The organism is Sedimentibacter sp. MB31-C6, assembly GCF_035934735.1.
Taxonomy (GTDB): domain Bacteria; phylum Bacillota; class Clostridia; order Tissierellales; family Sedimentibacteraceae; genus Sedimentibacter.
In genome coordinates, this window is sequence record NZ_CP142396.1 from 578,932 (window position 1) to 593,524 (window position 14,593).

Annotated in this window: 11 protein-coding genes; 8 read left to right on the forward strand and 3 right to left on the reverse strand. The window is 29.0% G+C overall.

Annotation, left to right across the window (positions count from 1 at the left end):
- Nucleotides 1-20 precede the first annotated feature (20 nt).
- The 8 genes from U8307_RS02920 (at nucleotide 21) to U8307_RS02955 (ending at nucleotide 9,569) form a co-directional block, all read left to right on the forward strand.
- Nucleotides 21-1,472, forward strand: coding sequence for a sodium:solute symporter family protein (locus U8307_RS02920; protein WP_326910079.1), 1,452 nt, complete (start codon nucleotides 21-23; stop codon nucleotides 1,470-1,472).
- Nucleotides 1,473-1,524: 52 nt separating this feature from the next.
- A complete protein-coding gene (locus U8307_RS02925; protein WP_326910081.1) occupies nucleotides 1,525-3,282 on the forward strand; it encodes a sensor histidine kinase in 1,758 nt (585 codons plus the stop codon).
- Nucleotides 3,269-4,678, forward strand: coding sequence for a sigma-54-dependent transcriptional regulator (locus tag U8307_RS02930; RefSeq protein WP_326910082.1), 1,410 nt, complete (start codon nucleotides 3,269-3,271; stop codon nucleotides 4,676-4,678). Before U8307_RS02925 ends, U8307_RS02930 begins: the two co-directional genes overlap by 14 nt.
- A 152-nt stretch (nucleotides 4,679-4,830) precedes the next feature.
- Nucleotides 4,831-5,604 (forward strand): LamB/YcsF family protein, encoded by a 774-nt coding sequence (locus U8307_RS02935; protein ID WP_326910083.1) that lies wholly within the window; start codon nucleotides 4,831-4,833, stop codon nucleotides 5,602-5,604.
- 93 nt (nucleotides 5,605-5,697) lie between these two features.
- On the forward strand, nucleotides 5,698-6,894 hold the full coding sequence (locus U8307_RS02940; protein ID WP_326911526.1) for an NRAMP family divalent metal transporter: 1,197 nt from the start codon (nucleotides 5,698-5,700) through the stop codon (nucleotides 6,892-6,894).
- A gap of 81 nt (nucleotides 6,895-6,975) precedes the next feature.
- A complete protein-coding gene (pxpB, locus tag U8307_RS02945) occupies nucleotides 6,976-7,731 on the forward strand; it encodes a 5-oxoprolinase subunit PxpB (RefSeq protein WP_326910085.1) in 756 nt (251 codons plus the stop codon).
- Nucleotides 7,718-8,758 carry a biotin-dependent carboxyltransferase family protein gene (locus U8307_RS02950; RefSeq protein ID WP_326910087.1) on the forward strand — a complete coding sequence of 347 codons (1,041 nt, stop codon included), beginning with the start codon at nucleotides 7,718-7,720 and terminating at the stop codon, nucleotides 8,756-8,758. The genes pxpB and U8307_RS02950 overlap by 14 nt, the downstream gene beginning before the upstream one ends.
- Nucleotides 8,759-8,777: 19 nt before the next feature.
- A complete protein-coding gene (locus U8307_RS02955) occupies nucleotides 8,778-9,569 on the forward strand; it encodes a putative hydro-lyase (RefSeq protein ID WP_326910089.1) in 792 nt (263 codons plus the stop codon).
- Between the two features lie 153 nt (nucleotides 9,570-9,722).
- On the opposite strand, the gene U8307_RS02960 is transcribed toward U8307_RS02955, so the two are convergent.
- The 3 genes from U8307_RS02960 to U8307_RS02970 form a co-directional block, all read right to left on the reverse strand.
- Nucleotides 9,723-11,024 carry an amidohydrolase family protein gene (locus tag U8307_RS02960; RefSeq protein ID WP_326910091.1) on the reverse strand — a complete coding sequence of 434 codons (1,302 nt, stop codon included), beginning with the start codon at nucleotides 11,022-11,024 and terminating at the stop codon, nucleotides 9,723-9,725.
- Nucleotides 11,017-12,126 (reverse strand): DEAD/DEAH box helicase, encoded by a 1,110-nt coding sequence (locus U8307_RS02965; RefSeq protein ID WP_326910093.1) that lies wholly within the window; start codon nucleotides 12,124-12,126, stop codon nucleotides 11,017-11,019. Before U8307_RS02965 ends, U8307_RS02960 begins: the two co-directional genes overlap by 8 nt.
- Before the next feature lie 140 nt (nucleotides 12,127-12,266).
- The gene (locus U8307_RS02970; protein WP_326910095.1) at nucleotides 12,267-14,450 is read right to left on the reverse strand and encodes an HD domain-containing phosphohydrolase; all 2,184 of its coding nucleotides are present in this window, start codon (nucleotides 14,448-14,450) and stop codon (nucleotides 12,267-12,269) included.
- Between the last annotated feature and the right edge of the window lie 143 nt (nucleotides 14,451-14,593).

Sequence of the window (14,593 nt, forward strand, 5' to 3'; positions counted from 1 at the left end):
ACATGTAAAAGGAGAAAACCGTGAATAAGAATATATTATATTTACTTTATTTTACTGTTTATACAATAATATTATTATTTTTTGGCAAGGGCGGTTTTAAAAAAACAAATAACACAAGAGATTTTTTTGTAGCAGGTAATTCATTAGGATTAGCTATAAGTGTATTTACTTTTAGTGCTACATGGTTTAGCGCAGCATCGATGCAAGGAGTAACTGGTTCTGTATTTAGCTACGGTTATAATACAGTATTATATTCAATTTTACCTTGGTTTTTAGGTGCAATACTACTTATTATACTTGCTCCAAAATTAAGGTCATATGATATTTTAACCTTACCTGAGTTTTTCTATTTAAAATATAAAAGCAAGTGGTTGCAAGCAATGGGTGGAATAATGATAGTAATAACTTTCACCCTCTATATAATTATTCAAGTTAGAGGTTTTGGAATTGTTATATCAGAATTATTAAATATTAATTATATGTTTGCAATTATTTTAGTGTATATTTTTGTTATATATACTACCTTTGGAGGTTTATTTTCCGTTGCAAAAACGGATGGATTAAATATTATATTAATTGTTATAGGAATTTTTCTTGCAGCAATATTAATATTAAATGAAGTTAATGGTATTAGTATCATGCACGAAAGAGCAGCTTCAATAAATACAAGGCCATTTCCTAATTTCCCACATGTTACTGAAAAAGGTGGACTCTTAGATCCTTTTGCTAATGGACAAATGCCCCCAATTGTTACTTTTACCTCTCTATTTGGATGGGGTTTAGGTTTAGCATCAAATCCTCAATATGCAACACGTATTATATCTGCAAAGAGCAACAAAGTAGCTATTAAAATGATATGCTACTCTGTCGTTTTGTTAGCATTTTTATATATGGGACTAATTATTATTGGAATAGGAGGAAGAGTTTTAGAACCTACTATTGAAGCTATTACGACTGTTGATGAAGTTTTTCCATATTTAATAAATAATGTAATTTATTCTCCATTAAGTGCTTTAATACTCATAAGTATAACAGCAGCAGCAATTTCTACTGCAAACTCTCAGCTATTAATTGCAGCTAGCGGATTTACATATGACTTTTACAAGAATATAATAAATCCAAGTATAAAAGAAGAAAAATTTTTAAATTTAAATCGAGTGTTTATTTTCTTAATTGGAACTGTATCATTGATTATGGCTATAAAGCCACCAGAAAGTTTGTTAGTTTATGGTGGTTATATTTGGGGTTTTTACTCAGCTTCTTTTCTTATCCCATTATACGGAGGAATATTCTGGAAAAAATCGACAAAAGAAGGCGCAATTGCAGCTTTTTCTGTTGGACTTATTTCCATTATTATTTTTATTATTAAAGACTTTAATACTATGATTCATCCAGCAATGCCAAGTGTTTTTGCATCTGCATTAACTTTTTATATAGTAAGTAAATATTATTATAATAAGGTAAATAAATAACATAACACTATAAGTCTGTACTGCTAATAATATTATAAACGAGGAGAAAATTGTGCGAATCGACATAGAAAATAAAATACTAATTCCATATATGATTTTATTGATATTATCAATTATTATTATAGGAATAGTATCCTATTGGAATGGATATCGTTTACTGTTAGAAAACGAAATAAAACATTCATTACAAAATTTAGAAGAAATAATTTTATTTATTGAAGAATCTAATAATAATTTTATTGATGAAGATGAAGCTAAATCTTATGTTATAGATTATTATAATCAATTAGAAAAAGATAATTTAGTAATATTTAATAATGAGGATGTTCTGATAAATAATTATAATAATGATAATGATTGGATTTTAAATATAGAAAATGAAATTTTAAATTCTAATAAACAATCAATATATATGGAAGATTATATTTTTACTTATGAAGATTATGAATATTGGAATTGGACTATAGGATATCGTCTAAATAAGGGTATTTTTTCTAATGAAGTTTTGGAAAGCCAAAAATATATGATTTTAATTGCAATTGTTTCTTTAGTACTTTCTATGCAAGCAGCCATATTTATTTCTTATAACATATCTAAACCAATAAAAATATTAGCAGATGCTTGTGATAAAATAGTAGACCAAGGAAGTTTTAATGAAAAAATTAAAATAAACAGAAAGGATGAAATAGGTACACTTTCTAAAGCTTTTAACAATATGCTTTTTAGACTTCAAAACAACACTAAAAAATTGATTGAAGTAACTAAATTTAATGAAGACATATTAAAAAATATCTCTGCAGGTATAATTACGACTAATTATAATGGACAAATACTTTCAATAAATCAAGCTGCTGAAGATTTTTTTTCTCATAATATAGATAAAAATATTAAAAAAGAAATAAAGGAAAGCTTGTCTAGCCAGATAAATGAAACATTAGATAGCAACAAAAAAATAAATCGAGTTATTAAATTTAATAATATTGAAAAATCTAATGAAGTGTATTTAGATGTGACAACTTCATTATTAAAAAGAGATGAAAAAACTATAAGTGGCGCAATTTGTAATTTCTATGATATTAGTGAAAGAAAAAAAATTGAAAATAAAATGGATTCTTTAGATAGACTAACCTCAATTGGTCAATTTGCAGCTGGCATAGCCCATGAAGTGAGGAATCCACTAGCTGGTATGAAAACAAGTATTCAAGTATTAAAAAACCGGTTATGTAAAAATGATATAGCTAATAAAAAACTTTTTAATGGAGTATTATATGAAATAGATAGAATAAACAAGTTAATATCTAGTTTGTTGGATTTTGCTAAACCAAGAATTGCTAATAAGGAAAAAACAAATTTAGTGGAAATTTTAGATAACTCTCTGGAATTGATTAAAAAAATAGCAAGTGAAAGTAATATTGATATAAAAATAATTAATAATTCAACTAATTCTACAGTTTTTGTGGATAAAGCACAAGTAGAACAAATTTTTTTAAATATTATTAAAAATGCACTTTCTGCAATAGATAAGAACGGAAATTTAAATATAATTTTTAAAAATTATATCGAAGAAAATATATGTTTTATACAAATAGATTTTATAGATAATGGATGTGGTATACATCCAGAAAACATTGAGAAAATATTCAATCCCTTTTTTACAACTAATCCAAAAGGAACAGGATTAGGATTGTCAGTTGTACATGAATTAATTAAAAGTAATGACGGGGAAATAAAAATAAAAAGTATTATTAATGAAGGTACAAAAATAGAGATAAAGTTTCCTACAATTGGAGGTATTAATGATGAAGTTTAGAGTTTTAATTGTTGATGATGAAGAAATAATAAGATTGTCGATGAATGAAGGTCTTAAAGATTTAGGATACAATGTATGCACTTCAAAAGATGGTACAGAAGCCATAGAAAAATTAAAAGATTTTAGACCTCATGTTATATTTTTAGATTTAAGACTTACTGCAGAAAACGGTTTAGAAGTACTAAAAAATATAAAAAAATTCGACAGCGAAGTAGAAGTTGTAATAATGACAGCATATGGTGATATAGAAAGTGCTGTAGAAGCTATTAAACTGGGAGCTTACGATTATATAAATAAACCTTTTGATTTACAAGAAATAGATATTATTATAAAACGAGTTATACAGAATTTAAAATTAAAGAAAAAAGTTTATATATTAGAAAATCAATCTGAAATAGAAAGCATTATTGGCGAAAATGATAAAATGAAAGATGTTTTTAATAAAATTAAAATACTCTCAAAGAATGATAATGTAACTGTTTTAATTAGAGGTGATTCTGGCACTGGAAAAGAGCTTGTAGCAAATGCAATTCACATGAATAGCAATAGAAAATCATCAAATATGTTGAAAATTAATTGTGGAGCTATCCCTCAAAATCTTATTGAAAGTGAACTTTTTGGATTTGAAAAAAACTCTTTCACTGGAGCAAATAATAGTAAAAAGGGATTAATGGAAATTGCTGATGGTGGTACATTATTTTTAGATGAAATTGGTGAACTACCTTTAGAAGTACAACCTAAACTATTAAGAGTTTTAGAAGAACGAAAGTTTAAAAGAATTGGCGGTTTAAAAGATATTGAAATAGATATTAGAATTATAGCTGCAACAAATAAAAATTTAGAAGAAGCGATAAAAAACAAGGAATTTAGAGAAGATTTATACTATAGATTGAATGTTGTTCCTATACATCTTCCCCCTCTTAAAGAAAGAGGAACGGATATACTAATATTATCTAACAACTTTCTTAATGATTTTAATAGAAAATTTAATAAAAAGATTAAAGGATTTTCAAAAGAAGCAGAAAAAGCTCTTATGTCTTACCCCTGGAAAGGTAATGTAAGAGAACTTAGAAATATTATGGAAAGAATTGTTTTATTAGCAGAAACAGAATATATTGATATAAAAAATTTACCCTATGAAATATATAAAGGCAAAACTAATATCAATGATTTTTCTAATAATCTTTTTGATACCGAAGAAATTGAAAACAAATTTATAAATAAAAATTTTTCTCTGGAAAAAAAAATAGAAAAAATAGAAATATATTATATAAAACTAGCCTTAGATTATTGCAACAATAACTATTCTAAAGCTTCAAAAATGTTAGGTATGAGCAGGTTTGCTTTCAAAAGACGGTTAGAGAAATATTTTGAACATGATATGAGCGATTTATAAAAAAGTGCTAAATCGCTCATTTTTTATGTGCATTATTGCTCAATTATATAAGAATTAATATTTATTTTAAGGAAATATTAAGAAATATAAGCTCTAATTTTATGGCATTAAAATTGCATATATTATAATAAAAATAAAATGGAGGTATGAAAATGTATCAAGTAGATTTAAACAGTGATATAGGAGAGAGTTTTGGAAACTACAATCTTGGTCTAGATGAAGAAGTTGCAAAATATATTTCTTCTGCTAATATTGCATGTGGATTTCATGCAGGTGATCCTAATGTAATGGAAAAAACAGTTAAAACCGCCATAAGGGAAAATGTTTCCATCGGTGCCCATCCTGGATACCCTGACTTGATGGGATTTGGAAGAAGAAATATAAATGTTTCGGCTAATGAAATAAAAAATTATATAAAATATCAAATAGGAGCATTATGGGCTTTTGCTCAAAGTTCTGGGATAAAGCTCCAACATGTAAAACCACATGGTGCTATGTATAATATGGCTGCTAAAAATAAAGAATTAGCTAAAGCTATAGCTGAAGGCATTTATGAAGTGGATAGTGATTTAATTTTAGTTGGACTTGCCAATAGTGAATTAATTAGAGCAGGATTGGAAGTTAATCTTAAAGTAGCTAATGAAGTATTTGCTGACAGAGCATACAACACAGATGGTACTTTAGTACCTAGAGGTAAAGAAGGTGCTGTAATTCATGATACAGATATAGCAATTAATAGAGTAATTAAAATGGTCAAAGAAGAAAAAGTTAAAACTATTTCAGGTGAAGAAATCAATATTAAAGCTGACACAATATGCGTGCACGGAGATAATCCTCAAGCAGTAGATTTTGTCAATAATATTAAAAAGACTTTAGAAAATGAAGGTATTCAAATAGTATCTATGAAAAACTTTATTTTATCGTAAAACGCAAACAATTACTTCAAACAATTTAAATTAATAATGAAATAAGGGAACTTCATTATAAAATAAAAATCTAAAGGAGACAATATGAATAATATAGGAAAGAAATCAAATATAGGTGTTCTTTTAGGGGCAGCCTTTTTAATGGCTACTTCTGCAATTGGACCTGGTTTTTTAACACAAACAGCGGCATTTACTGAACAATATCAAGCAAGTTTTGGATTTGCAATTTTAATTTCAATTATTTTAACAATTGGTGTTCAATTAAATATATGGAGAATTATTGGTGTATCTGGTATGAGAGGCCAAGATATTGCTAATAAAGTTTTACCTGGACTAGGGTACTTTATAGCATTTTTAGTTGCATTAGGTGGACTTGTATTTAATATGGGTAATGTTGGTGGTGCAGCATTAGGCTTAAATGTTTTATTTGGTATAGATATAAGTTATGGTGCAATAATAGGTGGAGTTATAGGAATATGCATATTCTTATCTAAAAATGCGAAATCTATCGTAGATAAACTAACTAATGTATTAGGAATCATAATGATTTTGCTAGCAGGATACGTTGCTATTGTTAGTAAACCACCTGTTACAGAAGCAGTTGTTAGAACTTTTAATCCTGTAAATTTAAAAGACTTAATTTTCCCAATAATAACATTATTAGGTGGTACTGTTGGAGGATATATCACTTTTTCTGGTGGTCACCGTTTAATTGATGCTGGTATAACTGGAGAAGAGAATTTAAGTGAAGTTAACAAAAGTGCTGGTATGGGTATAGGTGTTGCTTCTATAATGAGGGTTTTATTTTTCCTAGCAATATTAGGTGTAGTTTCAAAGGGTAATGCTTTAGATCCTGGAAATCCTGCAGCAGATGCCTTTTTACAAGCAGCTGGTCCAATTGGATATAAATTCTTTGGTATAGTTTTATTTTCAGCTGCAATTAGTTCTGTTATTGGTGCTGCATATACTTCAGTATCATTTTTAAAGACATTAAATAAAACGATTGAAAAATATGAAAATTATTTTATAATTGGTTTTATCGCTATATCAAGTTTCATTATGGCATTTTTAGGTCAACCAGCTAAACTATTAATATTAGCCGGCTCTGTAAATGGACTTATATTACCTATAACTTTAGCTACAGTACTTTTAGCATCACGTAAAAAAGAAGTTGTTGGTGAAAGTTACAAACATCCTACATGGTTAATTATTTTTGGAATAATTATCGTTATAGTTACTGCATATGCAGGATTTAATTCACTTACTAACATTACAAAATTATTTATGTAATTGATACATGATGATGTGGGACGCATACAATGCGTCCCCTACAATATCGAAGTATAGGTAAGAACAAATGGAGGAATAAATATGTATGAAAAAACTAAGTATCTTTTAGCAGGAGACAAAGCACTAGATATTGAGTTTGGAAATAGCATCTCAGAAGAAATTAACAGCAAAATAAGATCCATGACAGTGGCTATTGAAACTCAAAATGTATTAGGTGTGATAGAGGCAGTACCTACCTATCGTTCCTTAATGATACATTATGATCCTTTAAAAACAGACTTTAACAAACTTAAAGATACTTTAAAAACATTAGAAGAAAACTTAGATAACATAGACTTACCTGAACCAGAAGTTATTGAAATACCAACTTTATACGGTGGTGACTACGGACCTGACATAGAAAATGTAGCAAAACATAATAATATGTCCGTTGATGAAGTAATAAAAATTCACACTTCAGAAGAGTATTTAATATATATGCTAGGATTTACACCAGGTTTCCCATATTTAGGTGGTATGGATACTAAAATTGCTACACCTAGGCTTCAATCACCAAGAACAAAAATACCTGGTGGTTCTGTTGGAATTGCAGGTGAACAAACAGGAATTTATCCAATAGATAGTCCGGGTGGATGGCAGTTAATTGGACGTACTCCACTTGATTTATTTGACCCCAAACGTGAGATTCCCATTTTGCTAAAAGCTGGAAACTATATAGCATTTAAAAGTATAAATGAAACAGAATATATAGAAATTAAAAATGCAATGAATAATGGAACTTACGAATACAAAAAATATCCTAGAAAGAATTGGGGTGATGATAATGGGACAAATTAAAATAATAAATCCTGGATTTTTAACTACAGTACAAGATTTAGGTAGATATGGCTATCAACAATATGGCGTATCTGTATCAGGTGTTATGGACCAGTTGTCAGCTAAATTGGCCAATATATTAGTAGGAAATAATGAAGGTGAAGGATTGTTAGAAGTAACAATGATGGGTCCTCAAATTGAATTTAAATCTTCTATTCTAATTGCTATAACTGGAGCTAACATGCAACCTGTGATTAATGGAAACACTATAAACATGAATAAGTCTATCATAGTTAATCCTGGTGACAAATTATCATTTAAGGGATTGAAAAACGGATGCAGAAGTTATATTGCATTTGCCGGAGGAATTGATGTTCCTATAGTTATGGGAAGTAAATCCACTTTCCTTAGGGGGAAGTTAGGTGGATTTGAAGGAAGAGCTTTAAAAGCTGGAGATACTTTAAATATAGGCCAACCCTCTACTTCATTATATTTACTTGAAGGAAAAGAAACAAATGAAAATTTTTATGATATGAATAATAAAACAGTTGAATTAAGAGTTGTTTTAGGTCCTCAAGATGATGCTTTCACTCAAAAGGGATTAGAAACATTTCTTTCTAATGAATATCATGTAACACCAAATTGCGATAGAATGGGATATACTTTAGATGGTGAGAAAATAGAGCATAAAGATAAAGCAGATATAATCTCAGATGGTATATCAATGGGAGCTATACAAGTTCCAAGTAAAGGTAATCCAATAATTATGATGGCAGACAGACAAACTACTGGTGGTTATACTAAAATTGGAAATGTAATAACCTCAGATTTGTCAAAAGTAGCCCAAGCTAAACCTGGAGATAAAATTATTTTTAAAAAATCTTCTCTTCAGGAAGCACATGCTTTAATTAAAGAAATAGAAAATAAATTTGAACAAATAAAGTTTGAATTAAGCAAACAAGTTAAAATAGAAGTTTTAAGAACAAAAAAATTCAATGTACGAGTTAATGGTAATATATATGATGTGAAAGTAGATGAAATTAAGTAAACTAAATAGGAGGTAAAAGATGTTAGAATTAGCAAACATGAGTCCAAAAGAAGTGAGAACATTAATTAGAAAAGGTGAATTAGTACAACCTACATCTGGTATGTGCAGAGGTCATATACAAGCGAATTTAGCTATTGTACCAAAAGATTTGGCTTTTGATTTTCTTTTATTTGCACAAAGAAATCCAAAACCATGCCCCATTCTTGATGTTACAGATATAGGTGATCCAGAACCAAAATTAATGGCAAAAGGCGGCGATTTAAGATACGATATTCCAAAGTATCGTATTTATAAAAACGGTGTTTTAACAGAAGAAGTTGATAATTTAAAAAACTACTGGAGAGACGATTTAGTTGGATTTTTAATAGGTTGCAGTTTTTCCTTTGAATCCGCCATGTTAAATGCATCTATTCCTATAAGACATATTGAAGACAATCATAATGTACCTATGTATATTACTAATATAGAGTGTGAACCAGCAGGTAAATTTCATGGAAATATGGTTGTAAGTATGAGACCTATACCTTATAAGTTAATAACAAGAGCCGTTCAAGCTACATCAAGATTTCCACAGGTGCATGGTGCCCCTGTTCATATAGGAGACCCAAATTTTATAGGTATAAAAGATATTAACAAACCAGATTTCGGCGATCCTTCATTAATCAAAGAAGGTGAAGTACCTGTATTTTGGGCTTGTGGTGTTACCCCTCAATCTATAGCTATGACTAGTAAACCTGAATTAATGATAACACATTCACCAGGACATATGTTTATATGTGATCCCGTTGATGAAGATTTAGCTGTTCTATAACGTAGGGTACGCATTTTATGCGTACCGCGGCACCATCATGTGACCATTTGGTGGACACGACATTATATACGTACCATGTAGGGGACGCATTTTATGCGTCCCGTGGTATGCATGCAATGCCATACCCTACAACCATACAACAAAATCGTAAAATTAATTATAACTAACTTTACTCTTTCCTTTTCCTCTTAACAATATTTTTTCTTGAATATGCTGAACCTTCTCTATTATATTAGGAACATCTGCCTTTAATTTTCCATCATATTTTAAAAATTCACCCTGTACCATCGTGTATTTAATATTATTAGAATCAGAACTATAAATTATTGATGTAAGCGGATTGTAAATAGGAGAGGTGTTAACACTGTTTAAATCCCAAATGAGCAAATCAGCATCATAACCTTCCTTAATCTTTCCAGTATTAAATTTAAAAGCATTATGACCATTCATAAGACTCTTCCAAATTTCTAATATATCAAAATCAGAAGCATTACACTTTAAAAGTTTACCATTTAAAGCAAAATATCTAGCTTGTTCTAAAGGATTCAATGTATTAGAACTAGCTGCACCATCAGTACCAAAGGAATAATTCAATTTATTTTTAAGGTCATATATATTTCCTTCTCCCATACTCAACTTCATATAAGTTTTTGGACTAAAAGCAAATGTTGCATTATTATTAATATACTTTAAATCCTCTTTTGTTGTCCAAAGCCCATGTGCTATTATAACATCAACCTCGAATCCTCCACTTTCATAAAGAATTTCTATTGGAGTTTTTCCAGTAAGTCTTATACTTTCTTCTACCTGATTTTTAGTTTCTGATACATGTAAATGTATACCAACATCAAGCTTTTTTGCTGAATCAATAATTTCTTTTAGTATATCTCCTGGACACGTATATGGTGCATGAGGTCCAAGTCTAACACTAATTTTTGAATTCTTTCCATTATATTTTTCTACAAATTTAACAGATTCTTTTAATTGTTTTTTATAATCATCCGCCAAACCAAATATTGTTGGTGCTATATCTCCTCTTATACCTGTATCCTCTATTGCCTTGTATACTGATTCTTGATAAAAATAATGATCAGCAAAAGCAGTAACTCCATTGTTAATCATTTCAACAGCTGCAATAACTCCTCCCCAATATACATCCTCTGCTTCTAGTTTACTTTCATAGGGGAAAACTTTTTCATTGAACCAATTATCTATAGATATATCTTCAGCAATACCTTTCATAATATTCATAGGTGAATGTGTGTGAAGATTTACAAAACTAGGTGTAATATAGAAACCTGTACAATCAATTTCTTCATATTCTTTTATACATTCTTTATTTTCATAGTTCACTAACTTTTGGATTTTCCCATTAGTTATATATAAATTAATATTTTCTTTTAATTCTCCATTTTCATCAATTATTTTTGCATTTTTTAATAAATATTTATTCATGAATAATCCTCCTGTCAATTTTAAGGCCTATCTTTTTCTCTATATCTAATAGAATATTCATATCTTTCTGTGCTACAAACAAACATGTATATCCTTCTTCTCCTGCCCTTCCAGTCCTTCCAATTCTATGTATATATGATTCAGCATTTTCAGGTATGTCATAGTTGTATATGTGACTTACACCTCCAATATCAAGACCTCTAGCCGCTACATCAGTAGCTATTAAATACTGAATATCCCCTTTTCTAAAAGACTTCATTATTTTCTCTCGTTTAGATTGAGGTATATCACTATGTAATTTTTTACAATTATAACCTTTCATATATAAATCTTCATCTAATTTGTCTACTCTCACCTTTGTTCTGCAAAATATTATTCCCATAAAAGGTCTATCTTCATCTAAAACTTTACACAAAGCATCTTGTTTTTTTCTATCTGTTGTCTCAACAACTTGCTGTTTTATGTTATTTAATGTCATACCTTCTTTAGGTACAGTAACTATAACAGGGTTATTCATATATTTATATGCCAATTTTTTAACATCTGAATCTAATGTAGCAGAAAAACATAAAGTTTGTCGTCCCTTATTTGTTTCCTTTATTATGGCTTCCACTTCTTTTTTAAACCCCATTAAAAGCATTTGATCCGCCTCGTCTATAACAATTGTTTTCAAGTTACTTAAATCGACAGTTTTTCTTTCAATATGATCTAAAAGCCTTCCAGGTGTTGCTATAACCATATGTATATTTTTCTTTAATTTTCTCACCTGACCTGCAATGTCCTTCCCACCATAAGCAGCCAGAATATTTATATCTTTAGCCTTTTTTAATTTCAGGGCTTCATTTGTTATCTGTATAGCTAATTCACGCGTTGGTGTTATTATCAAAGTTTGAATCGTGTCAGTTTTTAAAGAAATTTTCTCGAAAATTGGTATAAGAAAAGCAAGTGTTTTTCCTGTACCTGTTTGTGCTTCCCCTATAACATCTTTACCTTCTTTAATAACACTTATGCTATTTTGTTGTATTGGTGTTGGATCAGTAATTCCAGAATATTTTAATACATTTATAATACTTTCGCTAATTCCGAGTTCTATGAAATTCATATAGTTAATACCTTTCATTGTTATAAAATTTTTATTATTATAACACAATATGTTAGATTTTACTAATATTCATTATTCAAACTGTAGGGGCGCATTGCAATGCGCCCCCTACAGTTTGAATCAAATACTATTAATTTTAACTATTTTTGTAAAACCTTATTTATAAATACATTAGTTATATTAGAATCAAATTGAGTCCCTGAGCATCTATATAATTCTGCAATTGCTTCTTTTAAACTCATTCCTTTTCTATAAGGTCTATCACTTGTCATTGCGTCAAATGCATCTGCAATTGCTATGATTCTTGATTGTAATGATATTTCTTCACCCTTAAAACCACCTGGATATCCCTTTCCATCCCACCGCTCATGATGTTTAAGAACATATTCTGCAATTTCTGAAAAATCATTTGATGAACTAAGTATTCTATATCCTATTTCAGTATGTCGTCTCATTTCTTTCCATTCATCACTATTTAACATTTGAGACTTATTAAGTATTTTCTCATCAACTCCAATTTTTCCTATATCATGCATGAGTCCAGCTATTCTAATTTGGTTTGATTTATCTCTATCTAAACCCATACTAATTGCAATTGCCTCACTAAGTTTACTTACTCGCTTTGAATGCAACATCTCTCTATTACTTTTTTCATATAAAGTATTCATTATTAAATCTATTGTTTTATTCCTAATACTAGCACTTTCATAAAGCTTGTTTCTATACATATTATCTTCAGCATTTTTGAATATTTCAAGCATATTATCATTTTCATTATATTTGGTTTCATATCCTAAGGATATGGAAATGTCGACAGCTCCTATTTTTTCTTCAAAAGCAAGGGCATTAATACGTTTAATAATTTGTTCTGCTTGATAAGAGTCGGTATTAGTTAATATGACTACAAACTCGTCACCGCCAAGCCTAGCAATAATATCAGAGTTTCGACATCCTTGTTTTAAAATATCTGCTACCCTTTTAAGCAACTCATCACCAAGTGTATGTCCAAATGAATCATTAATAAGTTTTAAACCATTTACATCAGCCATAATAAGAGTAATTGGCAAATTTTCCTTAATATTAAGTCTATTAACTTCTTCTTCAAAAAATCTACGATTATAAAGTCCTGTTAGTTGGTCACAGTAACTTAAGTAAAGTATTTCCTCTTGTTTTTTCTTTTTATCTGAACAATCTCTAAATACTAATACTACTCCAACAATGTCTCCATTCTCTTGAACAATAGGAGCAGCTCTATCTTCAATAGATATTTCCATACCTTTTTTTGAAATAAGAATAGTATGATTTGCAATTTCAAGTATCTTTTTTCTTTTCAATACTTTTTTTACTATATTCTCACATTTTTCTCTAGTTAATTCATTTACAGTATTAAATACTTCCTTAAAAGGTTTATTTTTTGCTTCCTCTTGTGTCCAACCTGTTAATAGTTCTGCAACTTTGTTAATAAAAACAATTTTACCTTTATTATCAGTTGAAATAACACCATCACCTACAGATATTAATGTTGTTTTTAAAAGGTTTTTCTCATTTGCCAATTCAATTTCCAATTTTTTTCTTTCTGTTATATCAGTATGTGTTCCACTTATTATAAGAGGTTTACCATCATCTGACCAAGAAATAACCTTGCCTCTATCCTGAATCCAAACCCAACTACCATCTTTGTGTCTCATGCGATATTCATCATCATAATACTCTATTTCTCTGTTATAAAGTTTATTATCTCTATCAAGTTCTACAACTAAATCATCTGGATGTACCATGTTTTTCCATGTATCTCTAGTTATCGGATACAATTCTTCAAGTGTATAACCTAAAATATCAGCCCAACGTTCATTACGATTAACTTCTCCTGTATCCATGTTTAGTTCCCATGTGCCTACATTTGTACCTTCTAAAATGTTTTCCATTCTCCTGCGACTGTTTTCCAACTCAATAAGCTGGTCTTTTTCCATGGTTATATCTATTAGATGAATTATCAAAAAATCCTTTTTAGGAGAATATACAATTATTTTATACCACTTCTTTAATTCCTTTAAAAATTGCTCAAATTGTTTTTTTTCAATATTTTCATTTTTTAAATCATTGCAAATCTGATTGAACACACTAATTTCTAAGTTTGGAAATAATTTAGAAATTCTTTTGCCAACAATCCTTGAACTTTCCATTCTTGCAATTTCCTCAAAAATTTCATTGACTTCTATAAATTCGTAATCGTATGGACAACCACTATCATTATTAATAACTTTAATAAATGCATATCCTATAGGCAATTTATCAATTAAATGTTTGTAAAAATTATCATTCATATTATAGCCTTCCCACTTACAAGTATACGTTTGCCTGAATAGTAGTACCTCAATACTTAAACTATTAATTCGATTCTCTCTATAATATTATATTGTAATTTGACAAAAATTTCAATAATTAAGTTATATTTTTACATTAATTG

What these genes read in the sequence shown, in the direction of transcription:
- U8307_RS02930 (WP_326910082.1), top strand. Translation starts at nt 3,269, where the DNA reads ATGATGAAGTTTAGAGTTTTAATTGTTGATGATGAAGAAATAATAAGA.
- U8307_RS02935 (WP_326910083.1), top strand. Translation starts at nt 4,831, where the DNA reads ATGTATCAAGTAGATTTAAACAGTGATATAGGAGAGAGTTTTGGAAAC.
- pxpB (WP_326910085.1), top strand. Translation starts at nt 6,976, where the DNA reads ATGTATGAAAAAACTAAGTATCTTTTAGCAGGAGACAAAGCACTAGAT.
- U8307_RS02950 (WP_326910087.1), top strand. Translation starts at nt 7,718, where the DNA reads ATGGGACAAATTAAAATAATAAATCCTGGATTTTTAACTACAGTACAA.
- U8307_RS02955 (WP_326910089.1), top strand. Translation starts at nt 8,778, where the DNA reads ATGTTAGAATTAGCAAACATGAGTCCAAAAGAAGTGAGAACATTAATT.
- U8307_RS02960 (WP_326910091.1), bottom strand. Translation starts at nt 11,024, where the DNA reads ATGAATAAATATTTATTAAAAAATGCAAAAATAATTGATGAAAATGGA.
- U8307_RS02965 (WP_326910093.1), bottom strand. Translation starts at nt 12,126, where the DNA reads ATGAATTTCATAGAACTCGGAATTAGCGAAAGTATTATAAATGTATTA.
- U8307_RS02970 (WP_326910095.1), bottom strand. Translation starts at nt 14,450, where the DNA reads ATGAATGATAATTTTTACAAACATTTAATTGATAAATTGCCTATAGGA.